Annotated in this window: 25 protein-coding genes and 2 pseudogenes; 3 read left to right on the top strand and 24 right to left on the bottom strand. The window is 35.3% G+C overall.

Features of this window, described 5'->3' with window-relative positions; translation table 11 throughout:
- From Q0594_RS02880 to lspA, 13 genes are all read right to left on the bottom strand, one after another.
- The coding region (locus tag Q0594_RS02880) for an ABC transporter permease subunit (RefSeq protein WP_298729510.1) at positions 1-696 on the bottom strand (696 nt) is incomplete at its 3' end.
- Positions 683-1,447, bottom strand: coding sequence for a phosphonate ABC transporter ATP-binding protein (gene phnC / locus Q0594_RS02875; RefSeq protein WP_298729509.1), 765 nt, complete (start codon positions 1,445-1,447; stop codon positions 683-685). The genes Q0594_RS02880 and phnC, both read right to left, overlap by 14 nt.
- A 74-nt stretch (positions 1,448-1,521) precedes the next feature.
- On the bottom strand, positions 1,522-2,586 hold the full coding sequence (locus Q0594_RS02870; protein WP_298729508.1) for a PhnD/SsuA/transferrin family substrate-binding protein: 1,065 nt from the start codon (positions 2,584-2,586) through the stop codon (positions 1,522-1,524).
- Between the two features lie 251 nt (positions 2,587-2,837).
- Complete coding sequence (locus Q0594_RS02865) at positions 2,838-3,689, bottom strand: L-ribulose-5-phosphate 3-epimerase (protein WP_298729507.1); 852 nt, start codon at positions 3,687-3,689, stop codon at positions 2,838-2,840.
- On the bottom strand, positions 3,679-4,368 hold the full coding sequence (locus Q0594_RS02860) for an L-ribulose-5-phosphate 4-epimerase (protein ID WP_298729506.1): 690 nt from the start codon (positions 4,366-4,368) through the stop codon (positions 3,679-3,681). The genes Q0594_RS02865 and Q0594_RS02860 overlap by 11 nt, the downstream gene beginning before the upstream one ends.
- Before the next feature lie 14 nt (positions 4,369-4,382).
- On the bottom strand, positions 4,383-4,667 hold the full coding sequence (locus Q0594_RS02855; RefSeq protein WP_005605475.1) for a PTS sugar transporter subunit IIB: 285 nt from the start codon (positions 4,665-4,667) through the stop codon (positions 4,383-4,385).
- A gap of 87 nt (positions 4,668-4,754) precedes the next feature.
- Positions 4,755-6,251 carry a PTS ascorbate transporter subunit IIC gene (locus Q0594_RS02850; RefSeq protein ID WP_366518782.1) on the bottom strand — a complete coding sequence of 499 codons (1,497 nt, stop codon included), beginning with the start codon at positions 6,249-6,251 and terminating at the stop codon, positions 4,755-4,757.
- 2 nt (positions 6,252-6,253) lie between these two features.
- Entirely contained in the window at positions 6,254-6,703 is a 450-nt protein-coding gene (locus Q0594_RS02845) for a PTS sugar transporter subunit IIA (RefSeq protein WP_298729505.1), read from the bottom strand.
- Between the two features lie 103 nt (positions 6,704-6,806).
- Positions 6,807-7,871, bottom strand: coding sequence for an L-ascorbate 6-phosphate lactonase (gene ulaG / locus Q0594_RS02840; protein ID WP_298729511.1), 1,065 nt, complete (start codon positions 7,869-7,871; stop codon positions 6,807-6,809).
- A 15-nt stretch (positions 7,872-7,886) separates the two neighbouring features.
- Complete coding sequence (locus Q0594_RS02835) at positions 7,887-8,525, bottom strand: 3-keto-L-gulonate-6-phosphate decarboxylase UlaD (RefSeq protein WP_298649535.1); 639 nt, start codon at positions 8,523-8,525, stop codon at positions 7,887-7,889.
- Positions 8,526-8,849: 324 nt separating this feature from the next.
- Positions 8,850-9,386 carry a bifunctional pyr operon transcriptional regulator/uracil phosphoribosyltransferase PyrR gene (pyrR, locus tag Q0594_RS02830; RefSeq protein ID WP_298729504.1) on the bottom strand — a complete coding sequence of 179 codons (537 nt, stop codon included), beginning with the start codon at positions 9,384-9,386 and terminating at the stop codon, positions 8,850-8,852.
- Positions 9,387-9,397: 11 nt separating this feature from the next.
- Positions 9,398-10,324, bottom strand: coding sequence for an RluA family pseudouridine synthase (locus tag Q0594_RS02825; protein WP_298729503.1), 927 nt, complete (start codon positions 10,322-10,324; stop codon positions 9,398-9,400).
- Between the two features lie 9 nt (positions 10,325-10,333).
- A complete protein-coding gene (gene lspA / locus Q0594_RS02820) occupies positions 10,334-10,783 on the bottom strand; it encodes a signal peptidase II (protein ID WP_298729502.1) in 450 nt (149 codons plus the stop codon).
- Between the two features lie 232 nt (positions 10,784-11,015).
- Here lspA and Q0594_RS02815 point away from each other — a divergent pair, with 232 nt between their 5' ends.
- Together Q0594_RS02815 and Q0594_RS02810 are read left to right on the top strand one after the other, a co-directional pair.
- Positions 11,016-11,654: a YkyA family protein gene (locus Q0594_RS02815; protein WP_298729501.1), complete on the top strand. Its 639-nt coding sequence runs from the start codon at positions 11,016-11,018 to the stop codon at positions 11,652-11,654.
- Between the two features lie 5 nt (positions 11,655-11,659).
- Positions 11,660-12,862, top strand: a complete 1,203-nt coding sequence (locus tag Q0594_RS02810) for a putative glycoside hydrolase (RefSeq protein WP_298729500.1) — start codon at positions 11,660-11,662, stop codon at positions 12,860-12,862.
- A 46-nt stretch (positions 12,863-12,908) separates the two neighbouring features.
- Here Q0594_RS02810 and parC read toward each other — a convergent pair whose 3' ends face one another.
- Both parC and parE read right to left on the bottom strand, forming a co-directional pair.
- Positions 12,909-15,377, bottom strand: coding sequence for a DNA topoisomerase IV subunit A (gene parC, locus Q0594_RS02805; protein ID WP_298729499.1), 2,469 nt, complete (start codon positions 15,375-15,377; stop codon positions 12,909-12,911).
- A 1-nt stretch (position 15,378) separates the two neighbouring features.
- On the bottom strand, positions 15,379-17,439 hold the full coding sequence (parE, locus tag Q0594_RS02800) for a DNA topoisomerase IV subunit B (protein WP_298729498.1): 2,061 nt from the start codon (positions 17,437-17,439) through the stop codon (positions 15,379-15,381).
- A gap of 170 nt (positions 17,440-17,609) precedes the next feature.
- Here parE and plsY point away from each other — a divergent pair, with 170 nt between their 5' ends.
- Complete coding sequence (gene plsY / locus Q0594_RS02795; RefSeq protein ID WP_298729497.1) at positions 17,610-18,230, top strand: glycerol-3-phosphate 1-O-acyltransferase PlsY; 621 nt, start codon at positions 17,610-17,612, stop codon at positions 18,228-18,230.
- Between the two features lie 19 nt (positions 18,231-18,249).
- On the opposite strand, the gene Q0594_RS02790 is transcribed toward plsY, so the two are convergent.
- The 9 genes and pseudogenes from Q0594_RS02790 to Q0594_RS02750 all read right to left on the bottom strand — a co-directional run.
- Complete coding sequence (locus Q0594_RS02790; protein ID WP_298729496.1) at positions 18,250-19,122, bottom strand: aldose 1-epimerase family protein; 873 nt, start codon at positions 19,120-19,122, stop codon at positions 18,250-18,252.
- A 15-nt stretch (positions 19,123-19,137) separates the two neighbouring features.
- Entirely contained in the window at positions 19,138-19,941 is an 804-nt protein-coding gene (codY, locus tag Q0594_RS02785) for a GTP-sensing pleiotropic transcriptional regulator CodY (RefSeq protein WP_298729495.1), read from the bottom strand.
- Positions 19,942-19,957: 16 nt separating this feature from the next.
- Positions 19,958-21,364 carry an ATP-dependent protease ATPase subunit HslU gene (hslU, locus tag Q0594_RS02780; RefSeq protein WP_298729494.1) on the bottom strand — a complete coding sequence of 469 codons (1,407 nt, stop codon included), beginning with the start codon at positions 21,362-21,364 and terminating at the stop codon, positions 19,958-19,960.
- 12 nt (positions 21,365-21,376) lie between these two features.
- Positions 21,377-21,907, bottom strand: a complete 531-nt coding sequence (gene hslV / locus Q0594_RS02775) for an HslVU peptidase proteolytic subunit (protein ID WP_005605441.1) — start codon at positions 21,905-21,907, stop codon at positions 21,377-21,379.
- On the bottom strand, positions 21,904-22,857 hold the full coding sequence (gene xerC / locus Q0594_RS02770; RefSeq protein WP_298729493.1) for a tyrosine recombinase XerC: 954 nt from the start codon (positions 22,855-22,857) through the stop codon (positions 21,904-21,906). Before xerC ends, hslV begins: the two co-directional genes overlap by 4 nt.
- Positions 22,858-23,362: 505 nt before the next feature.
- Positions 23,363-24,449 (bottom strand): annotated as a pseudogene (locus Q0594_RS02765) (IS3 family transposase).
- Between the two features lie 192 nt (positions 24,450-24,641).
- The gene (locus Q0594_RS02760) at positions 24,642-25,271 is read right to left on the bottom strand and encodes a hypothetical protein (RefSeq protein ID WP_298729492.1); all 630 of its coding nucleotides are present in this window, start codon (positions 25,269-25,271) and stop codon (positions 24,642-24,644) included.
- Positions 25,272-25,325: 54 nt separating this feature from the next.
- A complete protein-coding gene (gene efp / locus Q0594_RS02755) occupies positions 25,326-25,889 on the bottom strand; it encodes an elongation factor P (protein WP_005605540.1) in 564 nt (187 codons plus the stop codon).
- An 84-nt stretch (positions 25,890-25,973) separates the two neighbouring features.
- Positions 25,974-26,221 (bottom strand): annotated as a pseudogene (locus Q0594_RS02750) (adenylosuccinate lyase); the annotation flags it as partial.

Genomic DNA, 26,221 nt, shown 5'->3' with positions numbered 1-26,221 from the left:
AATCCCAATACCACCAGCACCTACATAACCAAGAATAGAAGCGTATCGCACATTCCCTTCAAAGCAATATAAAGAAGATGCTAAATAGCCTGGTAAAATCTGAGGAATAATAGCACTTGAGAAAGCTTTTCCTTTGGTAGCTCCCAAGGCTTCAGCAGCTTCGAAAGCGCCCATATCAACCGTTTCAATTTGTTCGTATAGTTGTTTACCACAATAAGCAAATGTATAAGTTGCAATTGCAAATGTACCTGCGAGTGTTCCTAATCCGAATATATATGTGGCAATTAATGCGGTTACTAGTGTTGGTAATGTTCGAACAACACTTAAAAATAAACGGCTTAAGCTAATCACAAACTTATTTTTTACAATATTGCTAGATGCAATAATCGCAAAAGGAATCACTAAAATTGACCCTAATAAAGACCCTAATAGGGACATTTTAATCGTATCGATTAATGGCGACCAAATTAAACTAGAGTATTCCCAGTTTGGTGGAAACATTCTACCAATCATCACAAAGAATTGACCACCACGTTGCATAAGCGTTTTTAAGTTAAATCCCGTTACTTTACCAGCGTAATACATTGCCACAAGAAGCAGAATTGTAATAATAATCGCTTTCGATCGTGGTTCTCTTACGGTAGTCCCGTTTTCTAGTGTATATTCTTTTGGTGCGAAGAGTTTACTTAGCTTCATTCAACCCCTCCACCTTTCCTTTGTAGATTAAATCTAAAACTTCAGGAGTCACTTCAGAACTTGGACCATCATACACAATTTCGCCATCTCTAATTCCTAAGATACGATCAGCATACTCAAGCGCTAATTCTACATGGTGAATGTTTAAAAGAATCGAAATATTCATCTCTTTGTTAATGCGTTTAAAGTCTTCCATAACGCGTTTTGCTGTTACTGGGTCAAGTGCTGCTACAGGTTCATCCGCAAGAATAATTTCTGGATTTTGTGCTAATGTACGAGCTAAAGCCACACGTTGTTGTTGACCACCGGATAATTGGTCTGCACGAATAAATGCCTTATCAACAATTCCAACTTTATCTAATGCTTCTAATGCATGTAATTTTTCGTTTTTGGTATAGATTCCAAATAATGAACGGAAGAAAGGAATATCTGGCACGATTGACGTCAATACATTCTTAATAACCGTTGTTCTAGTTACTAAGTTAAAAGATTGGAAGATCATTCCAACTTTATTTCTTCTGAATTTACGTAAAGATTTCCCTTTTAATTTACTTACATCAGTGCCATCAACCGTTAATTTTCCTTCACTGATATCCAGCATTCTGTTAATTGTGCGAATAAGCGTAGACTTCCCAGCACCTGAAAGACCGATAATAGAAACAAACTCTCCTTGTTCAATTTCTAAGTTAATATTTTTTAGACCCTTAACCCCATTTGGATAAGTTTTAGATACGTTTTCGAATTTAATCATTATTCCTTGCCTCTCTCTCAAAAAAGGGTCAGGAGAAATATCCTAACCCTCATTTGATCTTCAACTCAAATTTATTAGTTACCTGATTTTAATTTTTTAAGTAATTTTTGTGCTTCACGTTCTTTATCGTAGTCACTAGCATTTGCTTTCTTATAGCCTTTATGAGAGTAAATTTTGATGATTTCTTTACCTTCATCTGTTTTAGAGATATTCATCATCGCATTAGCAAAAGCTTCTTTAAATGCATCGTCAACGATTGGAGAAGATTTACTTACTGAAATTGTGTCATTGTAAATATCTGGAGTTACACCGATAACGTTCGTTTCTTTGAAGATATCTTCTGAACGACCATAATCACTAGTCCATTTTTTAGCGTAGTCATTACGAACGTCAGCATAACCAACCATGATATCAATTTGACCAGAAGCTAAACGTGCTGCAGAACTTGCATAAGAATCTGATTGAACAACGTTTTGTAAGTCAGAAATACCTTTACCGTATTTTTCTTGTAACCATAATGTTGGGTAAATATACCCTGATGACGATGAAGTTCCTAATACTCCCCATTTAGCAGAATTTAACTCATCCCAAGTTAATTCCTGACCACTATTGATTTTCGCAGCTAATTCTTTCCCTTTTTCAGTTGGGCCTGCAATAATTAACCCTTTATAGGATGTAGCTTGTTCAGTACCACGACCTGTTTCTTTTCCATCATTCCAATCTTTTGGATTAGTAGAGTCTTTTAATAAATTATCACGAGTAGCCGTTAATAATACATCTACTTCTTTGTCATACAATACATAAGTCCCACCAGGTAAGAATCCAATATCTGAACTACCTGATGCTAATGCTTCACCTACAGCGTCAAAACTTGTACCTACAGAGATATCTACATTTTTAACATCGTAGCCTTCTTTCGCTAATTCTTTCTTTAGTAGTTCTTTTAATGGTTCTGTTGTTGTCACAATTGTTTCAGGATCACGAGATGGTACAAACGCTATTTTCAAAGTTTCGATTGTTTTCGAAGCGTTTTGACTTTGACTTTGATTTGAGTCAGAACCTGAATTACTAGAACATCCTGCCAGTAGAGCCAGTGATGATAACCCAATTGCTAATTTAGACCAAAAAGACTTTTTCATAAAAATATATCCTCCTAAGATACGTTTGTTATTAGAAATTAAGAATTCCTTAACCTCTCTTACTATCTTACAAGACATACCCGTAAATTACAACAGAAAAATAATTAAAAATACAGTTTTTCACACTATTTTCATAATGATATTTCAATATTATTAATGAAAACGCATAAGTTACGAACGTTAAAACTCGAACGTTCGTTGATTAAGGTAAAAAAAGAAACCTCCCTAAATATAAGAAGGTTTCAAAGGAACTATTTATTTGGGAAATGTGACCTTAAGAATTGATTAGCAAATTTGATATCCTCTAACCAATTTTCTTGACCTACATACCAGAATTCACCTGTGAAACGATTTACTCCAATTGATAAGAATGTATCTACCATACGTTTAAAATCGATATGGCCAGTACCAAATGGAATTTCACGATAATGTCCAGGAATGGTTTCTTTTAAGTGAGCTGCGACAATATGCCCTCTTCCTAATTCGATATCTTCATAAACATTTTTGGCTCCAGGTTCTAATGAAGCGTTCATTAAGTTACCTGAGTCTGGATATACTTGTAAGTATGGAGAATTTACTAATTCAACAAAACGCATCGATTTTTCTACGGTGTTCATAAATGGAGTTTCCATTGTTTCAAAACCAAGAAGAATTCCTTTTTGTGAAGCCATCTCAGTAGCTTTTTTAAGGTTTTGGATGAAGTAATCAAGTGTTACTGCATCTCCTTCTTCGTAGTAAACATCGTATCCAGCTAATTGGATAACACGAACACCTAAATCGTCTGCTAATTGAATCGCTTTTTCCATGATTTCTAGACTACGTGCACGAGTAGCTTCGTCGTGTGATCCAAATGGATATTTACGGTGGCCACTTAAGCACATTGAACGAATTGGAACACCAGTTTCAAACATACCGTTTACTAATTGTTGGCGTTCTTCTTTTGTCCATTCTAGACGACTTAATTTTTCATCAGTTTCATCGATACTGATTTCTAAAAAGTCAAATCCAGTTGCTTTAACGGTTTCTAACTTTTCTCTAAAACTAAGTATGTTTGGCATTGATTTTTCATACAAACCAAGTTCGTAAAACTTTTTATTGTCCATAGTAAGCATTCGCTCCATGTTTTCTTAAATAGTGTTTATCTAAAATTGTTTGTGACATTGGCTTCATATTTGGGTTTAAAGCAAAGTTATGCCAAGCCATGTTTGCAACGTATTCTAATACAGTAATGTTGTGTACCGCATCCATTGCGTCTTTACCCCATGCAAATGGTCCATGGTTAAATACTAAAACTGCAGGAATCGCGTTTGGATCTTTATCTTGGAAAGTCTCAACGATTACTTTACCAGTTTCTAACTCATAAGCACCTTTGATTTCTGCTTCTGTCATTTCACGAGTACAAGGGATTGTACCGTAGAAGTAATCTCCTTGTGTTGTACCGAATGCAGGAATTTCTTGTCCTTGTTGAGCCATTGTAGTTGCCCATAGAGAGTGAGTATGCACTACCCCATTTACATCTTTAAAATTACGATAAATTTCTAAATGAGTATCTAAGTCTGAAGAGGGTTTTAAAGCTCCTTCTACTTTGTTTCCGTCAATATCAACAATGACGATATCGTCAGCAGTTAATTTGTCATAATCCACTCCAGAAGGTTTGATTGCGATAACGCCTGCTTCACGGTCGTATTCTGACACGTTACCCCATGTAAAAATTACTAATCCATGTTTTGGTAACTCTAAGTTTGCTTTAAATACACGTTCTTTTAATTGTTCGTATGCCATTGTAGAATCCCTTCTTAAAGGCCTAAAGCTTCAGAAATTTTTTCAGTCATTTCTTTTTCAGATAATAAGTTTTGTAAGCCTACAATTTTAGTGTTTGGTAAGTCTAAACCATCAAAAACTTCTAATAAAGCTGATGAAATAACTACTAAATCATAGTTTTTTGCTGAAGATTTTGCTTCAGAAACTGCACAGTGGTGAACTTCTAAAGGAATATTCAATTTTCTGAATACATTTGTTAATTTCATTTTAATAATTTGGCTTGAGCCCATTCCGCTTCCGCACGCTGCTAATACTTTCATATTCTACATCTCCTTATATTGTTAGAGTATCGGATAGAAAACACTACCCGATACCCTAATTTTACTATAATCTTTTACTTAATTAAATTAGTTTTGCTTAGACTCTAAATAAGTTTCATAGTCTTCAGCAATAGTGAAGTAATGTTCTTTGTTTTTGCTGTATTGTAATTGTGGGATTGCTAAAAGAATAATTAACACAATTCCTAAACCAATGTATTGGAAGTTTTGCATTAAGAATCCGAATCCAACCCAGATTGTATCCCAGTCAAAGTTACCATGCCATCCACCATATGCAGCTAAACCAAACGCACCAGCTGCGACAGCTCCACCTAATACTTGGATCACACCTGATAAGAATGTCAAGATTGAAGCAGCACGTAAACCACCTTTATGGTTAGCATAAACTGCAAATGTAGCGTTGTCGAAGAATACTGGCACGAATCCAGTGATGATTAATACTGGTGATTTGAACACGATTAATCCTAAGATTGCTACGATTTGCCCTAATACCCCGAATAAGAAACCAACTGTTACAGCGTTTGGAGAACCGAATCCGTAAACTGCAGCACAGTCAACCGCTGGCATAGAACCTGGTAATAATTTGTTAGAGATACCTTGGAACGCTTCTGATAACTCAGCAACGAATAAACGAACCCCTAATTGTAAGATTTGAACATAAACAGTGAATGTTAATGCTGTTTGTAAAATGTAGAAGAAGAAGTCGTCAGTTGCTTTTAATGTAGTCATTTTGAATTTAGAAGCAGCAACTGTTAATTCTTGTCCATTTACACCTACTAAGTAGTCTTTACCTAATACTAATAAGATTGCACCGAAGAACACGATCATTAAGATTGATGTTGCAACGATTGATTCTTTAAAGATTGATAAGAAACCTGGTAATTCAAGATCTTCAATCTTCTTGTCGTTTTTACCTGAGAATTTAGGAGCTAATTTGTCAACTAACCAAACCCCAAACATTTGTTGGTGACCAATTGCAAATCCGCCGCCTTCTGTTAATTCTTGTGTAGCTTCTACTGTTAAGTTTGCGGCTACAGCCCAATAAACACCTAATACAATACCTAATAAGATTACAAATTGTAATTGGTTAACGTTATCTCCTAAAGCTAAAGCCATTAACCAAGTTGCTGTAGCAGATTGTTGCACCATGATGTGACCAGTGATGAATACTGTACGAACTTTAGTTAATTTACGGAAAATCACTAATACTAAGTTCGTTAAGAACGCAACTAATAATACTTGTACTGTTAAACCAGTAGCATGACCAGCTGATTTTAATGCAGCTTCAGCAGCAGCTTGACCAAAATATGGGTCTATAACTGCAGCTTGTAATCCGAAACGATCCCCTAATGCTGCTAATACAGGACGGAAGTTTGAAACCAATCCGCCAGCAGCTACGTTTAAGATCATGTAACCTACAACTGCTTTAATAAAACCTGCTAATGCATCGTACCATTTACGACCCAATAGTAAATAACCAACTAAAACGATTAAACCAACAAAGTATTGTGGTTTTGTAAAAATGTTAGCGTAGAAGAATTGCCAAAAACTGAATAAAAAATCCATTATTATTCACCTATTCCTTTTAAAATTTTTTCTAAATCCTCTTTTGAACGCGCTTCAACAAACGCATTAATAACTGATTCATCATCTAATAATGTCACTAACTCTGATAAGTTATTTAAGTGTTTTTCATTATCTGTTGATGCTAATACGAAGAATAAATGTGGTTTGTAGTCAGCACCTGGCCCAAAGTCCACAGCTTCTTCAATGTTCATAAATGCTACAGCAGTATCATTTACTCCTTTTCCTTCTTGAGCATGAGGGATACAAATCTCTGGCGCAATTACGATGTAAGGTCCAAATTCATGAACATTACTAATAATATAACCTGGATATTCAGGTTCGATCACCTTTTGTTCAATTAAAGGTTGGCATGCTGTTTTAATCGCATCTTCCCATGTTAATGAACCTTTTTGGAACGAAAAGCGACCGTTTTCGATAATTTCTTTTAACATATCTTCCTCCTTGTGTTATTAAGAAATCGTATTCATTATTCCATTTTGATAAAGCCTAGAGTGGGTTAAGCTCTAAGCTCTCCAAATTTATTTAATGACAATATTATAAGAATGATGGGAATGGTACGTCATTCTCAATAGAGAATACATCGTCAAATCCACGGTAGAAGTTGAATTCTAATTTATCTTTGTCAGTTGGGTAAGTATATTTACCACCTACTTGCCAGATGAATGGTTTGAATTTGTATTCTAAGCGATCTTTCTTGAATTTCCAGATTTCTGTAATTTCTTTTGGATCTGCTTGGAAGTTAGCCCAAATGTCATAGTGAACTGGGATAACTACTTTAGCGTTTAATGATTCAGCCATACGTAACATATCCACTGAAGTCACTTTATCAGTGATACCACGAGGGTTTTCGCCGTAAGCACCTAAGCACACATCAATTTCATGTTCGTTCCCATGTTTAGCAAACATGTTTGAGTAGTGAGAATCTCCTGCATGATATAAGTTACCACCACTTGTTTTGAATAAGTAGTTAACAGCGATTTCGTCCATGTCTTGAGGCATTTTGCCTTTAAGAACTTCACCGTCTTTAGCAGTTACTAAAGCGGTACGGTCAAATGCTTCTAAAGCAACGATTTCGATGTCTTTGATTTGAACTGAGTCTCCTGGGTGTACAACGATTGTACGTTCAGCAGGAACTCCCCAACCTAACCAAGTGTTTACTACTTCTTGTGGTCCTACGAATTTAGCTTCTGGACAGTTGTTAGCAACTGCAGCTGCTGTGTTAATGTCTAAGTGGTCTGAGTGGATGTGTGTTACTACTAAAGCATCAACATTTTTCACTTCAAACGGATCGATTACGAATGGTTGTGTACGTAAGTTTGGTTGTAAGTTTTGGCAACCACTCATACGTTGCATTTGGTGACCAGTTTTCATTTTTCCGTTACCGTGGCTACGTTTACCAGTTCCACACCATAAGTCGCATAAGATGTTAGTATTTCTTTCTGATTTTAACCAGATACCAGTACATCCTAACCACCACATAGCGAATGTTCCAGGTTTCACTTCTTCGCGTTCGATTTCTTCGTTTAACCAAGTTCCCCACTCTGGGAAAGTTGATAAGATCCAAGATTCTTTTGTTACATCTTTGATATTTGCCATTATTTTTCCTCCTTGAGATTAACCCCAGATACGTTTGATTTCTTCTTTAAATTCACGAGCAGATTGCGCTGGGTTTTCAGTAGCGTAGATTCCGCGTCCTGCGATGAATGTATAAATTGGAATTCCTTCAAACACTTTTAATGTGTCTTTTGTTAATCCGCCTGTAGCTGAAACTTTGAATCCCATGTCGATTAAACGACGGATTTTGTTCAAATCAGATTCAGTCCAAGTAGCTCCTGCAAATAGAGCGTCGCGACTTTGGTGGAAGATTGCTTGGTCGATACCAGCATCTCTCCATTGTTGTGCTTGTTCGAAAGTCCAATCTCCATACAATTCAACTTGTAGTGATTTTACTTCTTTGTTTGCAGCTTCCATAGTTGGAATTGTAGCGCAACAAATTACTGTCATCCAGTCTGCTCCAGCTTGGGCAACGTTTTTAGCAACTGTTGTACCAGCGTCAGCACATTTTGTATCAGCAATGATTACTTTATCAGGAAAAGCACTACGTAAGCATTTGATTGCTTTATCCCCTTCGTTTAAAAGTAAAATTGTTCCTGCTTCAATAATGTCCACTTCGTTTCCAACCGCAAGCGCATCTTTTAATGCATCTTCGATACGGTTGTGGTCCAAAGCAACTTGTAAATTAGGAATTGCCATTATATCATTCTCCTTTTCTATCTTGCCTTAAATAATCATAAAATCGTAACGTCTCACGTAAATGATCATTTAATAAGTTACGGTACCAATTCATGGTATTAGTATAGTATAAAGAATTTTGGGTTACAACCGTTTTCAAAGAACTAATCGAATAATCAGTTTTATGATTGTTTGCGTTTACTTTACGAACGTTTTGAAATAAGCAATATGGTTATATATATAGGAAGAATTCATAAAATTATATTATGAATATTACGAAAATATCTGTTTTGTTCGTTAAGAATATAAAAAAAATACCCTCTCACTAATGAGAAGGTAATCATACTAATTTTCAATAATGACCTCTTCAGAATCATCATCTTCCAGTAAACGAACATGGATAACTTCTTCTAAGGAAGTAGGCACATTTTTCCCAATGAAATCTGGGCGAATTGGAAGTTCTCTATGCCCTCTATCAATAAGTATTGCTAAGTTAATTCGCTTAGGTCTGTCGATATCCATAATTGCATCTAACGCGGCTCTTACGGTTCTTCCTGTAAATAATACATCATCCACTAATACAACTTGCTTCCCTTTGATGTTAAACGGTATAGAACTTCCATTTAATAAAGGTGTTTCATCATTCTCGATATCATGCCGATCATCTCGGTATAATGTTATATCTATTTCACCAACAGGCACTTTAATCTTTTCTAAAGTAGAGATTTTCTCAGCAATTCGTTTTGCTAAAGTAATCCCTCTTGTTTTAATACCAATCACTACTAAATTTGAAACATCTTTTTGTTGCTCGATAATTTCATATGAAATTCTGGTTAATGCTCTACTAATAGCGCCTTCATCCATAACTCTCACTTGTTTCATTGTTTTCACCTCTAGTCTTCAAAATGGCCTTTATTCAATTGAATAAACTCCGCAAATTCTTTTGGAGGTTCTACTTTGAAGTTTAACGCTTCTCCAGTTACTGGATGAGTGAAGCTAAGTGTTCTTGCGTGTAGAAATTGACCAAATTTTGTTGCGTTTTTCCCTTTTGGATGATACAACGGATCATTTATAATCGGATGTTTAATAAATTCCATATGAGCTCTGATTTGATGTGTTCTGCCAGTTTCTAGACGGCAAGACACGAGTGAATAGTCTGAAACAGAATCTAGAACTTCGAAATGCGTAATAGCGTTCTTTCCCCCTTTTTCCACAACTCTTTTTAAACGATTGGTTTGATGACGAGATAATGGTGCATCAATAACACCTGTTTCGTGCGCAAAGTGTCCATCTACAATGGCAATATACTCACGGTTCATCTTATTTTCAGCAATCTGTTCAGCCAATTTTTTGTGAACATCATTATTTTTAGCAATGACTAATAAGCCACTTGTATCTTTATCAATACGATGAACTAATCCTGGACGATAGATTTCTTCGCTCGTGCTATCTGATAAGCTATTCGAATGATATAACAAAGCGTTTACTAGCGTTCCGCTATAATGACCTTTGGAAGGATGAACAACCATACCACTTGGTTTATTAACTACAATTAATGAATCATCTTCGAAAACGATATCTAGTGGAATATTTTCTGGTTGAATCGTAATAGCTTCTTCCTCTTTTTGAAGAATTGTAACTTCATCCCCAGATTGTGCTTTATAATTTGATTTCACGACTTCCCCGTTAACTGAAATAAGCCCTGATTTTAGCCAACTTTGAATCGTGCTTCTACTTAGAGCAAGCTCGGCAGTCAATACCTTGTCTAATCGTTCAGTCTTTTCTAACTCTAATTTTAATTCTTTAAATACTGATGTCATATTGTTCTCCTATTTTGATTGTTCTTTAAAAATAACATAATAGAATAAGAAGATTACTCCGAAGGTTAAACAAATGTCTGCAACATTAAAGATTGGAAAATCAATAAATTCGAACTTAAACATATCGACAACATATCCTAACCGAATACGATCAATAAAGTTTCCTACAGCTCCAGCTAAAATTAAAGAGTATGCTATTAATAACCATTTTGATTTTCCTTTTTCTTTAAACATTAAAAATAAAAGTGTTCCAACCGCTACTGCAGTGATTGCATAAAAGAAAACCATCTTTCCTTCGAACATCCCCCAAGCTGCTCCAGTATTTCGGACGTATAATAAGCTCACTATTCCATTAATAACCTGCATTCCATCATGCAAGTTAAAGTTATTTACAATCCATAATTTTACTAGTTGATCTGCAATAATGAGTATAGCGCTTAAAATTAAATATAAAACCATTTCAACTCTCCATTTCTATTCAATAATAGTATTGTACAAAGAAGTCAAAGGTTAGTCAACGAACTGAAAATAATGTTAAATTGAAATACTTTTATCCACTCAAGGGGTGAAAAAGGGTAAATTTAACTAAAAATGGGGAGAAAGTCCTAAAAATCAACCAAAAGATTGAAAAATCATCAAAATGCACGTATAATATCAACAAGAAAATGCATTACTGTAAAAGGAGTGTAATATGAAAAAAATCGCAGCCAAGGTATTCTTGATTAGCGCTGGGTTCTTATTTTTAGGAGCTTGCGGTAATACAAAGAAAAGTGCCAAATCTACTGTTCAAGAAGTACAAGATACCTTACCTGTTGTCGTTCAACAATTAAATGACATTCAAGCGTTAGAAAATTCGTTGCAATCAGATTGGGAAGCGGATATCCAAGAAGATTACAAGATGACTACTTATGCTAAGAAAACGGGTAAAGTATTCACCAATATTCAAGAACGTCAGCAATTGTTGAAGTCTATGCAAAAATCGCTCAAAATTTTGTCAGATGATGCGACTAGACTAAGTAACTTGAAGGATAAAAATCTTCCTTCTGCAGAAATTCAAATTGTAGTTTCCAATCTTCAATCGATTGTTAATCATTTAAAGAACTACTCTGAATTATCTCAAAAACAATTAGAAAAAGAAGCTGAGTTTTTCGTTAGCATTTCTGGCGGAAAACAAACAAGTGATGAATTAAAAGCGCTCATTATTCAAGTGAATAGCTCTGCCAACGAGCGTCAACAAATTATTGAAGCAATTAATTCTCCTATCAGTGAGCTAGATAGACCAATACGTATTCTAAAAGCTCGTTTAGCGAATAACGGAAAGGGTGAGTAATGATAATGAAGAAAAAAACTTTAATAACAAGTATGCTCACGATTGTGTCTGTTAGTTCCCTACTCGTTTTCAATTCTGTGGCAAATGCACAAGATGCTGCTGATAGTAAATTAAATTTAAGAACCAATAGTTTACTACGTGTCCCAGTTAACATTCCTCAGGAACATATTTACGATTCGGGTATTTCTATTCCATATCCTAAAGATGGAATCAAAGGAGTTTACTTACAGGCGTTTCGCGCCAAAGGACAAGACTTAGAAAATATGATTCAGTTCGTTAAGTCTACTCCAATTAACTCTCTAGTAATTGATGTTCGTGATGGATATGGACAAATTACAATGCCTCTAGATACTGATAATCAACAAGTGAAGAAGCATACTGTTAATGAAGTACCAGATACTACTGCTCTTCTTAAACGGCTCGAAAAAGAACAAATCTATCCAATTGCTCGTATTGTATGTTTTGGAGATCGATTTGTTCCAAAAGAGAATCCTGAACGTTCATTTAAAAATGCTTTAGGCCAGCTATGGTATACAGATGATGGAGAAACGTTCCTCAATCCATTCCTTAAAGAAAACTGGGAATATATTGCAGAAATTGCAATTGGTGCCGCTAAAGCAGGATTTAAAGATATTCAATTAGACTATGTTCGTTTTCCCCTTGGATTCGAAACAGTTTCGGATGACTTAGTCTATGACAAAGGTGATTATGCTCATATTAAAGATGATGATGAAGCCCGTATTGCTGCGATTACAGACTTTGTTGCATTTATTCGCGAAAAACTTCAACCATATGGTGTTCATTTATCAGCTGATATTTTAGCCCATGCCATTACTGAATCAAAAATCGGTGGTATCGGACAAAAATTTGTTAATATTGCTGATAAAGTAGATGTCATCTCTCCTATGATTTTTCCAAGCCATTGGGTGAATTATGCTTTAGATGTAAAAGATCCTGATAAAAATCCATATGAAATAGTTAAACGCTATATGGTGATTGAAAAAGGTTATATAAAGACATTAAACCCTTCCCCAATCTCAAGACCGTGGATTCAAGCGTTCACTGCAGATTTTCTTGGTGAAGGAAATTATCAACTCTACACCGCAGATATTATCAGCAAAGAAATTCAAGCACTAAAAGAGGCTGGCGTAACAGAATACCTACTTTGGAACGCTGCTTCTCAATATTCATCGGAAATTAACTTCTAAACCAAAAGGACTTCCATACTAATGGAAGTCCTTTTCTTTATAATATTTATTGTTCTTTCAATGAATTATAATCAAAATTTACTAAAACAGCTTTTACTTCCTGGTCGTTATCTCCTAGAAGCATTGAACCATTACTTGTACGATCTACAAGTGTTAAATCCATTGGTCTGATTACTTTTGTTTCGCCATTTCCTGAAACAATTGTGTATTCGCTGCTTGAAGTGATTTCTCCATCTAAGAACACGACACGATGAGGTTTTGTCTTCAATTCTCGTAAAACCATCAATCCACGTTTTGCACGTGTGAGCATTGAAATATCTAATACATTGAATCGTTTTACAGCTCCTCGTTGTGTTGTAAGGAAGGCAGAAACTACTTTATGTTCTAATAAGTAAACCATCGCTCCGGCAACAAAGTCCTCTTTACGAAGATTGATTGCTTTCACACCACTAGCTACTGTACCAACTACCGGAATTTCACTTAATTCATAGCGTAAACCAAACCCGCAGTGTGTCACTATAAATACTTCTAATCCTTCTGGGTTTGTGACAACCACTTTGACAACTTCATCCGTTGTAGTCTTCAGTTTCATCGCATTACTTGTACGAGTCTTGTATCCACGGTACGTTGTAAACTCATTGAATAACGTTTGTTTCACTAAGCCTTCTTTTGTAAAGAAGACAACCGTCCAATCTTTATAAGAGTCATCACTATCTTTTGCTTTGACGAATCCAGTTAGAATGACTTCGTTGCTACCTAAAGAAATAGATTGACTTAAGTGGTTCCCAACGTCTTTCCATTTCGCTTCTGGAATTTCATGTACTGGTAAGTGTAAATAATTTCCTTTTGAAGTGAATAGAATTAAGTTATCTAACGTTGAAGCTTTTTGACAAAGAATGACTTCGTCCCCTTCACGCATTCCGTTTTCTTCTGGAGCACTTGAAGCAAACGAACGTGGACTAACACGTTTATAGTACCCTTGTTTTGTAGCGACAACATAGACTTCTTCTTCCGTGACTAACACTTCAGTTTCAATCTTAATTTCTTCAATTTCCGCTTGAATTTGCGTTAAACGAGGAGTCGCATATTTTTTCTTTAAATCACGAAGTTCACTCTTCATCACTTGAAGAAGAATCTTTTCAGATTTTAAAATACTTAAGAAAGTTGCGATTTGCTCATTTAAATCAAGCTTTTCGTTTTGAAGAATGGTAATATCCGTATTCGTTAAACGATATAATTGTAAACTTACAATCGCTTCCGCTTGAATCATCGTGAAGTCATATGTCTCCACTAAACGTTCTTTAGCATGTTTCTTATCTTTACTGTTACGAATTAATGCAATCACTTCATCAAGAATCGATAAAGCTTTCATTAAACCATCAACGATATGCAGCCGATCTTGTGCTTTCTTCAAGTCATATTGTGTACGTCTCGTAATCACTTCTTTTTGGAAGTTGATATACGAAGTTAGAATTGTTTTTAATCCTACTTGTACCGGACGGCGCCCGTCGATAGCGACCATATTGAAGTTATAGTTGACTTGTAAGTCTGTATTCTTCAATAAGTAGTTTAAAATCCCTTCTGCATTGGCTTCTTTCTTCAATTCAACAACGATTTGAAGTCCTGTACGATCCGATTCATCACGCACTTCTGCAATGCCGTCAATCTTTTTATTTAAGCGGATTTCATCAATCTTCTTCACTAATAAAGCTTTATTTACTTCATAAGGAATTTCTGTAATGATGATTTGTGTCTTACCGCCTTTGATTGGCTCAATCTTCGTTTTCGAACGAATAACTACTTTACCACGTCCGGTTTCATAGGCTTGTTCCAATTCTTCAATCCCTTGGATAATTCCTCCTGTTGGGAAATCAGGACCTTTCACAAACTGCATAAGTTCTTTTACAGTAGATTTAGGATGATCGATAGCATGAATTGTTGCATCAATGACCTCACCTAGATTATGAGTAGGAATTTCTGTAGCATAACCAGCCGAAATCCCTGTAGCTCCATTAACAAGAAGGTTTGGATAACGCGCAGGAAGGACAGTCGGTTCTTCTTCCGTATCGTCGAAGTTTAAAACAAATTCAATAGTTTGTTTATCTAAATCACGTAACAATTCTTCTGAAATTTTAGAAAGACGAGCTTCCGTATAACGCATCGCAGCAGCAGGGTCTCCATCCATACTACCGTTATTCCCGTGCATTTCAATTAACACATCACGAAGCTTCCAATCTTGACTCATACGAACCATTGCTTCATAAACGGAAGAGTCTCCGTGCGGGTGGAAATTACCGATTACATTTCCGACTGTTTTTGCTGATTTACGGAATTGTTTATCGCTTGTGTTTCCATCGATAGACATTGCATATAAAATTCGACGTTGTACGGGCTTTAACCCATCGCGGATATCAGGAAGAGCACGGTCTTGGATAATGTATTTAGAGTAGCGTCCAAATCGGTCACCCATTACATCTTCAAGATTCAATTCTTGAATGTCTTGAATTTGACTCATACTATTCCTCCTCTCCTAATAAAGACAATTGTTCTACATGATCAATTGTTGCTTCATTTTTCTTAACTAACGGTTTCTTTTCTTCTTTTCTTACATTAGCAGTTGTGCTAATCGTGTTTACGTCTGATTCTAAAATACTCTTATCTTCTTCTAGACCAAACTCAACATGGCGCTCGATCCATTTACGACGAGGTTCTACTTTGTTTCCCATCAATGTGCTCACACGACGTTCTGCTTGTGCTTTATCATCGATTACAACTCGAATTAACGTTCTTGAATCTGGGTTCATTGTAGTATCCCATAATTGGTCTGCATTCATTTCCCCAAGACCTTTATAACGTTGTAATAAGTAGCCTTTTCCAACTAATTTAGTCTTTTCTTCAAGTTCTTTTTCTGTCCACGCATATTCAACAACTTGCTTTTTACCAGTTCCTTTTGAAATCTTATATAAAGGTGGTAAGGCAAGATACACTTTTCCAGCTTCGATCAGTGGTTTCATATAGCGGTAGAAGAATGTTAACAGTAACACTTGAATGTGCGCACCATCCGTATCCGCATCGGTCATAATGACAATCTTGTCATAGTTACAATCTTCAATCTTGAAGTCACTACCAACACCCGCACCAATCGTATAGATAATCGTATTGATTTCTTCGTTCTTCAGAATATCAGAAATCGATGCTTTCTCGGTATTAATGACTTTCCCACGCAATGGAAGAATCGCTTGGAACTTACGGTCACGTCCTTGTTTTGCAGAACCTCCAGCAGAATCTCCCTCTACTAAGTAAAGTTCGTTCTTTTTAGGATTCTTGCTCTGTGCAGGTGTTAATTTACCTGAAAGAAGTGTTTCTTTCTTCTTCCCCTTCTTACCATTACGGCTCTCTTCACGGGCCTTACGACTCGCTTCACGTGCTTCACGTGCCTTAATTGCTTTACGGATTAATTCTTGCGCAATTTCCCCGTTCTCTGTTAAGAAGAAACCTAGTTGCTCAGAAATCGTATTATCAACAATTCCTCGCGCAGTAGGTGTCCCTAACTTGTCTTTTGTTTGTCCTTCAAATTGAAGAATTTCTTCAGGAATACGAAGCGAAATAATCGCTGTTAATCCTTCGCGGACATCGCTACCTTCCAAGTTTTTGTCTTTCTCTTTTAAAAGACCAACTTTACGTGCGTATTCGTTAAACGCTTTTGTTAAGGCACTCTTCATTCCCACTTCATGAGTACCGCCGTCTTTTGTACGTACATTGTTAACGAAAGATAAAATGGTTTCTGAATAGCCATCGTTATATTGGAATGCAAATTCAGTTTCGACACCATCCACTGTGCTTTCAAAATCTACAACTGGAGATAATGTATCTTTTTCTTCATTTAAGTATTGGATGAAATCACGAATCCCTTCCTCATAATGGAAAGTCTCTGATTCTCCAGTACGTTCATCTGTTAAAACAATTGTAAGACCTTTTAGTAAGAACGCTGATTCTCTTAATCTTTCTGCCAAAGTCTCATATGACCAATTCGTTGTTGAAAAAGTCTTATCGCTTGGTAAAAATGTTACTGTTGTCCCTGATCCACGACGACTCGTTTTTTCTTTTTTAACGGACCCGACTGGTTCTCCACCATTTTTAAACGATTGTTTATATAACGTTCCATCTCTTAAAACTTCTACGGTTAACCAATCTGATAAGGCGTTTACTACAGAAGCCCCTACCCCGTGAAGACCACCTGATGTCTTATATCCACCTTGACCAAATTTACCACCTGCATGTAAAACAGTAAAGATAACCTGAATAGTAGGAATCCCAGAAGCATGTTTCCCCGTTGGCATTCCACGACCATTATCTTTTACTGAAAGGGATTGATCTTTATTAATTGTTACTTCAATTTTCGTAGCGTAACCTGATAATGCTTCATCGACAGCATTATCAACAATTTCATACGCTAAGTGATGAAGTCCACGATGGTCAGTTGATCCAATATACATCCCTGGACGTTTACGAACAGCTTCAAGACCTTCTAAAACTTGAATCGCATCATCATTATACTGATTCGTCACTTTGCTCATTTAATACTCTCCTTTTTCATCATCTTATCTATAATACTTGTTTTTAAATATTTTCGCAAGATTTCCCTTCATAAATAGCGTTATAATAACATTTCTTATTAGAATTGTAAGTTAAAATGTTTTTGTGTTAAACTGTTTTTAGACTGTTTTTAAAAGGAGAAGTCAAACTAATGTCATTTACTTTTATAATTGGTGCCATCGTGGCATATTTACTTGGTTCGATTCCATCTGGATTATGGGTTGGTCAATATTTCTTTAAAAAAGATATCCGCCATTTTGGGAGTGGAAATTTAGGCTCAACAAATGCTTTTCGTGTTTTAGGAAAAAAAGCTGGCTCTCTAGTTTTATTCTGCGATATCTTTAAAGGATTCTTAGCGATGATTCTTGCTTTAACGGTATTTAAGCAACCTGATATTTCTCCATTGTGGATTGCGTCATTTGCAGTTATCGGTCATACTTTCCCCATTTTTGCTTCATTTAAAGGAGGAAAAGCGGTTGCTACTTTTGCTGGAATGATTTTAGCCTACCAACCATTGTTACTTTTATATGGACTTATTATTTTCTTAGGCCTACTTGCAATTACACGTATGGTTAGCCTTACTGCTATGGTTACTATCACTTTAGGAGTATTCCTTTCTTTACTATTCAATGATTGGACACTAACACTTTTTGCACTTGCAATTGATATTTTTATTATTTACCGACACCGCTCTAATATCCAAAGAATTTTAAACGGAACGGAAAATAAAGTTCCAATGCCTTGGAAACAAAAAAATAAAGACACTAAGTAATTACTTAGTGTCTTTTCCTTTATTCGAAAATAAAGCCTGCAGTAGATTGATAGGGTGTCTTGTTAGTGATTCGCAAGACATTCTTTTTTTCTTCTAAATTTTGCGTGAAATCATTCGCCAAGTCTGGATACCCATCCCAAGGTTCAAAACAAACAAAAGGAGAATCATCAAGCATAGTCCATACCCCCAATGCTTCAATCCCATTTAAAAGTACGGTTACACTTCTATTCCCCTTTTGTGAATACAACTTACCACTAAAATGAGAGGAATTGGATTTAAATAATAATACATCATTCGTAAATAAATCATGGTGTAATGTAAATTCTCTTTCAGGATACGAAATTCCTTCTAGTGAAGCAAGATAGGGTATCTCTAATTCAAGTTTACGAATAGAACTATCCGAATCAAATTGAATTCGATAATCCTCAAAAGACAATCCCTCTTCGAGCGGTACTCGAAAAGCTGGATGACCACCTATTGCAAAGTACATTTCAGAACTTTTGGTAGTAACGAAATAACTCATATCTAATTGACGACCATTTAAAGTGTATTTTAGGCGCAATTGAAAATCAAAAGGATAATTTTCCTCGATCATCTCATTCGTGAGTAAGAAAGTGGCAAAATCACTTCCTTTTTCCTCTAATTCAAACGCATAGTCACGAGCAAAACCATGTTTTCTAGCTTCGTAATCATTCCCTTTGTAGGAAAAAGAATTGTTTCTAATAGCACCAATATTCGGAAACAAAATTGGAGATTGTTTATTCCAATGAATTCCATCTGGTTGATACATATATTCTGTATGGGTCTCTTTATCAAAAACAGAAGTTAATTCTGCCCCAAAAAGTTTTACTCTGACCTTTAAAAATTTATTTTCTAAAGAAATGTTATTCATCTAATCGCCTCTAATTTATGAATGTTTTAATTCAGTTAATAAGGAATTTTTGATATTTTGATTTTTAATTTTTATATAGGTTCCTTTAGTTCCAAGACTACGACTTTCAATGATTCCGGCTGATTCAAGTTTACGAATAGCGTTTACAATTACGGTACGAGTAATATTATACTCTTTCGCAATTTTTAAGGCAGTAAATCTTAGATCCATACCATCAAACAGTTTAACAATCACTTTAATGGCTTCTAATTCACTATATGATAATGAACTTAGAGCTAAATGAACATTTTGTTGTTCTCTTTTCTCTTGTTCAATTTTTCTTGTATACCAATGCAACATTTCTGTTCCAATTACTGTTCCTGCATGCTCAGCTAAGATAAGATCATCGGTTGAAAAAGGTTCTTCATCCTTCCCCATCACTACAAAACCTAATTGAATTCCTGAAGCAAAAATCGGGATGATTGTGGTCATTGCGTTCTTAAAATTATCATGTAATTCAACCGGAAAAATTGTTAGCTCATCCGTTACTGGTATATTTTCTTTAGTGAATTTTAAAGCTGTTAATCCTTCCATATAGAAATCTGGAAATTGTCTACTATTTTTATACTCCTTCATTCGATCGTTATTTACTTGAAATTCATCATGAATACCTAACAATCTTCCATCGCTTGAGGCGATATATAAATCAACTTTCAAAAGAGTTCCCAAAATTTCTGTCAGTTTATTAAATGGTAAATCTGCTGTTTCAGAATCTCTCCAAATATTATCATACTGGACAATTTCATTTATCTTCCTTAAATCAGCTAAAACTTTACGCATGAATATTTTCTCCTTTTTATAAAATATATTTAGATAAATCTTGATCCTCTCGAATCGCATTTAATTTGCTCTCTACATATTGTTCTGTTATTTGGATGCTTCCCATTTGCATCGTGGGTGCTTCGAACAATAATTCTTCTAATACTGTTTCTAAAATAGTGTGAAGACGACGGGCACCAATATTTTCCATCGTACTATTCACTTCGAAAGCAATCTCAGCCAATTTGGAAACAGCTTCTTTTGTGAAAAAGACCTCCACATTTTCAGTAGCAAGTAATGCCTTATACTGCTTTAATAATGCGTTTTTAGGTTCCATTAGAATGCGTTCAAAATCTTCTTTTGATAAATCTTGTAACTCAACCCGAATCGGGAATCTCCCTTGTAATTCGGGCATTAAATCACTTGGTTTAGCCACATGGAACGCCCCAGAAGCAATAAAAAGAATATGATCAGTATTAATCACTCCGTACTTCGTATTCACTTGGCTGCCCTCAACAATTGGTAAAATATCTCTTTGTACCCCTTCCCTTGAAACTTCCCCGCCATTTTGACCTTTAGCAGCAATCTTATCAATTTCATCGATAAAGATAATTCCAGAAGTTTCAGCCAGTTTCAAAGCTTCTGCATGCATATCTTCCTGATTGATTAAATGATTGGCTTCTTCTTCTGTTAATAGCTCTAACGCTTCTTTAACAGTGACTGTGCGGCTAACTTTCTTCTTAGGAGTCATTTGATCAAGAACGGACTGAACTTGCATCATTTGTTCCATTTGGTTACCAGATCCTGCCATCCGCATTGGTTTCTCTGTTAATTCAATCGTTACTTCTTTTGAGTCAAGCACTCCATTTCTTAATTGTTGCTCAATATCACGACGACTTTGAGCAATTTCTTCTGTGATTTCTTCCTTCATCTCTGGTTCTAATCCAGGATTTTGAATGCCCATTTGTTGGAACATATTGAAGAGTGAATCTTGTTGTGGATTTGATACCTTCTTCATGATTCCTGGTTTTAAAATTTTTGCAAGCTTTTTAACTGCCTTATCAAAAGCTTGTGGTTTTACTTCTTCTTGTTTTTGTTTAGTCACAATTTGAATCGCATTTTCCACTAAATCACGAACCATCGATTCTACATCACGTCCAACGTAACCCACTTCGGTAAATTTTGTCGCTTCGACTTTTGCAAATGGTGCGTCGACTAATTTTGCAAGACGACGAGCCAATTCAGTTTTACCAACACCGGTAGGTCCAATCATCAATAAATTTTTCGGCGTGACTTCTTTTTTCATTTCATCATCTAATAATAAACGACGGTAACGATTTCTAAGAGCCACCGCTAATGCACGTTTGGCGTCCTGTTGACCCACGATGAATTGATCTAATTCGCTAACGACTTCTCTTGGTGTTTTACTTATATTTGCCTGCATACTTACACTTCCTTACGCTAACGTTTCTGTGATGATATTATCATTTGTAAAAATATCAATCTCTGAAGCAATTTTTAAACTTTCTCTAGCAATGTCTTCTGCCGTTAAATTCGAATCCCCAAATCTTAGGAGTCCCCTAGCAGCTGATAAAGCATAGTTGCCGCCAGACCCGATTGTTAGAATGCCATCATCGGGTTCAATGACTTCTCCAGTTCCTGAAACAAGTAACACTTGTTCTTTATTCATTACGATTAACATCGCTTCTAATTTTTGTAAACCACGGTCACTTCTCCATTGTTTCGCCATTTCTATAGCTGCACGTTGTAAGTTTCCTTTGAACTGTTTAAGCTTATCTTCAAACATCTCTTCTAAAGTGATTGCATCTGCTACCCCACCTGCAAATCCCACAAGAACTTGATTGTCAAAAATACGTCGGATTTTACGAGCTGTTCCTTTCATTATTACTTTTTCACCCATTGTCACTTGACCGTCACCAGCCATAGCAACTTGATTATCTTTTTTTACTGCACAAATTGTAGTCATGATTTTCCTCCGTTATTCTTATTAAAAGCACTAGCGTCAAATTCGTTCTTCCCAGCTTTAGACCTTGGAAAATATAATTGGTAATTTTGTTGAAGAGCTTCCTTCGTTACATGTGTGTAAATTTGAGTTGAACTAAGACTTACGTGTCCTAAAAGTTCTTGAACTGTTCTCATATCCGCACCATTATTCAACAAATGCGTTGCAAAGGTATGTCTTAGCATATGAGGATGAATCTTCAAAGTTAGTCCACTTTCTTGAATTAGTTTTTCTAAAATATAACGAACTCCATTAGTTGTAAGTGGATCACCTAAATGATTCACAAACACGAAAAGATGCTCCTTTCTTTCTTTAGCCATAAGATCCCTTCGTCCTTCATCAAGATAAGTTTCTAAAGCAGTCCGTGCAAAATCACCAATCGGTACATATCTTTCTTTTGATCCCTTACCAATAACTAAAATAATGCTATTTTCAAGGTCTACTTGCCCAAGAGTTAAATTCGTTAACTCACTGACACGCATACCTGTAGCATATAATACTTCGACTAGAGCTTTATTACGTTGGTCTAAAGACTGATTTCCATCAATAGAATTGATAAACTTTTCAATTTCATCTTCATAGAAAAACTCTGGAAGACGCATTTTTCCTTTTTTATAACTGACCGAAGCAAAGGGATTTGTTTCTACTCCTTTTCGTTCTACCAAGAAATGATAAAAAGAACGTAAACTTGAAAGAAAGCGAGAAATGCTTGAACGATTATAGTTTTCACGATGTAAAACTCCTAAATAGATTCGAACATCAACGACAGATACATCGTTCCATGACGTTATTGGAACTTCTGTTAAGTAATCGCAGTAATGTTGAATATCACGTTCGTACGCATGAATCGTCTCTGGTGAATAACGTCGTTCAACCTTTAAATACGCTAAAAAATCTTGCACTTCATTCTTCATCATTTTCCTCCTAATATAAACTTTAGCATAGAAAGCACTTACTTACAACCTAATTGTCAAAATTATTACGACAATTAAATCAAATTTAATAAATAGGATATGAGGAAAAGCGTTCAGAAACGGAGCACTGGACCTAACCAACGCAAACATCGTTAAAAACGATATGCGTATGGGTTGGGAAGTGCTCCGTTTCTGCTTTTCCGAGTTCAACTAAACAGGATGTGAGATATCGCGTCAAGAAATGGAACGTTGGAAAATTCTTCACTGTGTGAAGGATTTGGGCATAGGCAATACGAATTATATAATAATACAAATAGATAAGACATTATTTCATAAGTTGTTTTCAGACTCTGCCCACTCTCGTAAAATAACTACTCTAGTTGAATCAACTTCAATATTCAACTGGCATAAATCAGCGCACTAGCATTATTCCCGCAAAATGAAAAAGCACCTAGATTCTGGGACTGACCCCAAAAAGTGAGAATTTAATAAAAACACCCCAGGACTACCGTCTCCGGTATTCAACCGGAGATAGGTAGTCCAATTTTTGTTGAATTCGTTTTTCATTATAATATTTGATGTAATTTTCTACAATTTGAATTACAATAAAGAATGAAGTTATTACTTCATCTTTTATGTAGAAAGCTTCGCACTTTAGCGAAGAATGGAAGCTTTCGATGGGCGCATTATCTGCGGGAGTCCCCTTACGGGACATACTGCGGATAATGCCTTTTTCTTTACATAGATTGTAGTATTCAGCGGAAGTATAAACGCTGCCTTGATCACTATGTAGTAGAACATCCTTAGGTAAGTCAATTTGATTTAAAGTATCCAATACAAACTTAGTATCTTGTTTTGAACCAATTGTATACGCGAGAATTTCTCCATTATGTAAATCCATAATGGAAGATAAATATAATCGTTTAGGACCGAAAGGCAAATATGTGATATCAGTAGTCAACTTTTGCATAGGTTTATCCGCTAAAAAATCTCTATTCAGAGTATTGCCAGTAATTGAGAAAGGTTTACCTATTTTGATAGCTTTTTTCGGTTTCACGGCACAATTTCAACCATTTTTCTGCATAATCCGCTGTACAACCTTATGATTAACAATCTGATTTAATTCCTTTTGAATCAAATACTTAATCTTTCTGTACCCATAAATAAATTTGTTTTTCTTACAAATTTTACCGATAGTTTCCTCGATAACTGTTGGAGAAAAATCTTTCTTTATCCATCGATAGTAAGTAGATGTAGGTACATTAAGGCAAGAACAAATTAAATCTACCGAATATTTATTTTTCAATTCTTCCACTAATTTTACAACTGCTTGAGGCGACACTTCCTTTCCAATTCCTTGTATTTTTTTAATATTTCTAATTCAACTTCTTTTCTTCGTAATTCTAATTTTAATTGATCGATTTCAGAAATTTTAGCCATTCCTTTCTCATAAGAATTTTGTTATCCACCTGTTGGTGGAAACGATGAGTTTCTCCATTTTTATACCATCTAAACCATATTTCTACTTGAGTTTTATTTTTTATGTTTAACTCCTGCATTACTTGTTTTGTACTATATCCCTGTAATTTCATTTCTACAGCTTTATTTTTAGTATCGACTGAATAAGCCACACTTTTTTAACCATAAAAAGACACCTCCATGTGTATTTGATAATAATGTACAAAATCCAACTTGGAGGTGTTTTTATTTAATTCTCATTTACGGGGGCAGTGCCGACAACTTTAACCTTTTTACTTTGAATGTAATATTTTTAGCAAACATTATTATTTATAAATCGATTGATATATAGGTATTAATTCATTCAAAGCTGTTTCCAAATCTTTTCTTATTTTGATTTCATCATTGGTGACCTTAATAGGAACTCTAATAATAACTTTACGAAGATTCCCGCATTCCACTTCATTTAGTAAAAACTTTCTATTTTCTTCATCGTAAGGATATTCGAATATATTCCTTTTAGAATCTGAAGCAACATAGACACAACGAAAATCCAAAGGTTCTCTTAGGACTTTATTTTGTTTTGCAAGCGAATCTTCATTCAACTTTCTCTCAATAATACTCAGTTCAACATATACGCCAATTTCTTTATTCTCTTCGTATAGGCGTATTGCAAACGTTGGATCTCCTTTTTCATGCCCTTCTTCGATAAAATACCTCCAAAAAGAAGGTCTAATGATTTGTGCCTGATTCATCCACTGGCTAATCGGTTCTGGCTTGAAATTTTGAAGAAGATTAGAAAATAATTCTGTTAATTTCTCAAACTCTTTTCGCGCTTCTTGTCCACATAATTTTATCTGTTCCATTTCCTTTTTGGAATCTGGAAACCGATCAGGATTTTTGTATTTTAAACCATTATAGTTATAGAATAACTTTATTTTTTTAATGTCAATCATCATCATTTTCCTTTTAAACAAAAAACAGGTGAAGAACTCACCTGTTTAGTCCTATTATTTTGTAGCACGACGTACGTATGTACCTTCTGCAGTGTTAACTTCTAAGTACTCTCCTGCTTCGATGAAGTCTGGAACGTTAACTACTAAACCTGTTTCCATTGTAGCTGGTTTACCAGAACCTGTAACTGTAGCACCTTTGATTGATGGTTGAGTTTCAGTAACTTGCAATACAACTGTTGATGGTAATGAAACCCCGATAACTTCTGAACCATAGAATTGAATTTTAACTTCCATGTTTTCTAGGATATATTTTAATTCTTGTTCGATTGTTTCTTCAGGAATTTCGTATTGTTCGTATGTTTCTAAGTCCATGAATACTCCAACGCCATCTTGGCTGTATAAGTATTGAACGTCTTTTGTATCGATGTGTGCACGTTCCACTTTTTCATCAGGACGCATTGTTGTATCGACTGTTGAACCGTTACGAACGTCACGGATTTTCATACGCATTACAGTGTTTCCTTTACCTGGTTTGTGGTGGCTGATTTCCAACACTTTAATTAATTTTCCATCAAGAATGAATGTCATTCCAGCTTTTAAATCACTTACGTTAATCATTTTATAACTCCTTTTGATAAATTCTACCTTCTATTTATACCACATTTTCAATGAAAATGCACTATATTCAGTATAATTTAGATTTTATAAAATACCAACTCGTTTAAAAATTAAATCTACATTTTTAATATGGTAGTGATAATCAAACGCATCATCTAAATCTTCTTTACTTAGAGTAGCCGTAATTTCAGGTTGTTCTTCTAAAATAGAACGGAATGGTAATTTTTCATCCCAAGCTTTAGCTGTGCATGGTTGTACTAAATCATAAGCTTTTTCACGACTCATTCCTTTGTCGATGAGTTTCAATAATACTCTTTGACTGTAGATTAAGC

Source organism: uncultured Granulicatella sp. (genome assembly GCF_938030755.1).
Classification (GTDB): domain Bacteria; phylum Bacillota; class Bacilli; order Lactobacillales; family Aerococcaceae; genus Granulicatella.
The sequence above is the reverse complement of the archived record's forward strand: the minus strand, read 5'-3'. Positions and strand labels throughout refer to the sequence as shown.

Bases quoted from the DNA above. Each gene is read 5' to 3' on its own strand.
- Q0594_RS02845 (WP_298729505.1), bottom strand. From the start codon at position 6,703: ATGTTAAAAGAAATTATCGAAAACGGTCGCTTTTCGTTCCAAAAAGGT.
- efp (WP_005605540.1), bottom strand. From the start codon at position 25,889: ATGATTAACGTAAGTGATTTAAAAGCTGGAATGACATTCATTCTTGAT.
- hslV (WP_005605441.1), bottom strand. From the start codon at position 21,907: ATGACTACAATTTGTGCAGTAAAAAAAGATAATCAAGTTGCTATGGCT.
- Q0594_RS02860 (WP_298729506.1), bottom strand. From the start codon at position 4,368: ATGGCATACGAACAATTAAAAGAACGTGTATTTAAAGCAAACTTAGAG.
- Q0594_RS02835 (WP_298649535.1), bottom strand. From the start codon at position 8,525: ATGGCAATTCCTAATTTACAAGTTGCTTTGGACCACAACCGTATCGAA.
- codY (WP_298729495.1), bottom strand. From the start codon at position 19,941: ATGCGTAAAGTTTTAGCTGATTTAAGGAAGATAAATGAAATTGTCCAG.
- phnC (WP_298729509.1), bottom strand. From the start codon at position 1,447: ATGATTAAATTCGAAAACGTATCTAAAACTTATCCAAATGGGGTTAAG.
- Q0594_RS02870 (WP_298729508.1), bottom strand. From the start codon at position 2,586: ATGAAAAAGTCTTTTTGGTCTAAATTAGCAATTGGGTTATCATCACTG.
- Q0594_RS02855 (WP_005605475.1), bottom strand. From the start codon at position 4,667: ATGAAAGTATTAGCAGCGTGCGGAAGCGGAATGGGCTCAAGCCAAATT.
- Q0594_RS02865 (WP_298729507.1), bottom strand. From the start codon at position 3,689: ATGGACAATAAAAAGTTTTACGAACTTGGTTTGTATGAAAAATCAATG.
- Q0594_RS02825 (WP_298729503.1), bottom strand. From the start codon at position 10,324: ATGACATCAGTATTTAAAGAATTAAAATTAGAGTTAGAAAAGACTGAA.
- Q0594_RS02760 (WP_298729492.1), bottom strand. From the start codon at position 25,271: ATGATTGACATTAAAAAAATAAAGTTATTCTATAACTATAATGGTTTA.
- lspA (WP_298729502.1), bottom strand. From the start codon at position 10,783: ATGGTTTTATATTTAATTTTAAGCGCTATACTCATTATTGCAGATCAA.
- xerC (WP_298729493.1), bottom strand. From the start codon at position 22,857: ATGAAGAATGAAGTGCAAGATTTTTTAGCGTATTTAAAGGTTGAACGA.
- Q0594_RS02790 (WP_298729496.1), bottom strand. From the start codon at position 19,122: ATGAATAACATTTCTTTAGAAAATAAATTTTTAAAGGTCAGAGTAAAA.
- plsY (WP_298729497.1), top strand. From the start codon at position 17,610: ATGTCATTTACTTTTATAATTGGTGCCATCGTGGCATATTTACTTGGT.
- hslU (WP_298729494.1), bottom strand. From the start codon at position 21,364: ATGCAGGCAAATATAAGTAAAACACCAAGAGAAGTCGTTAGCGAATTA.
- Q0594_RS02810 (WP_298729500.1), top strand. From the start codon at position 11,660: ATGAAGAAAAAAACTTTAATAACAAGTATGCTCACGATTGTGTCTGTT.
- Q0594_RS02850 (WP_366518782.1), bottom strand. From the start codon at position 6,251: ATGGATTTTTTATTCAGTTTTTGGCAATTCTTCTACGCTAACATTTTT.
- parE (WP_298729498.1), bottom strand. From the start codon at position 17,439: ATGAGCAAAGTGACGAATCAGTATAATGATGATGCGATTCAAGTTTTA.
- pyrR (WP_298729504.1), bottom strand. From the start codon at position 9,386: ATGAAACAAGTGAGAGTTATGGATGAAGGCGCTATTAGTAGAGCATTA.
- parC (WP_298729499.1), bottom strand. From the start codon at position 15,377: ATGAGTCAAATTCAAGACATTCAAGAATTGAATCTTGAAGATGTAATG.
- Q0594_RS02815 (WP_298729501.1), top strand. From the start codon at position 11,016: ATGAAAAAAATCGCAGCCAAGGTATTCTTGATTAGCGCTGGGTTCTTA.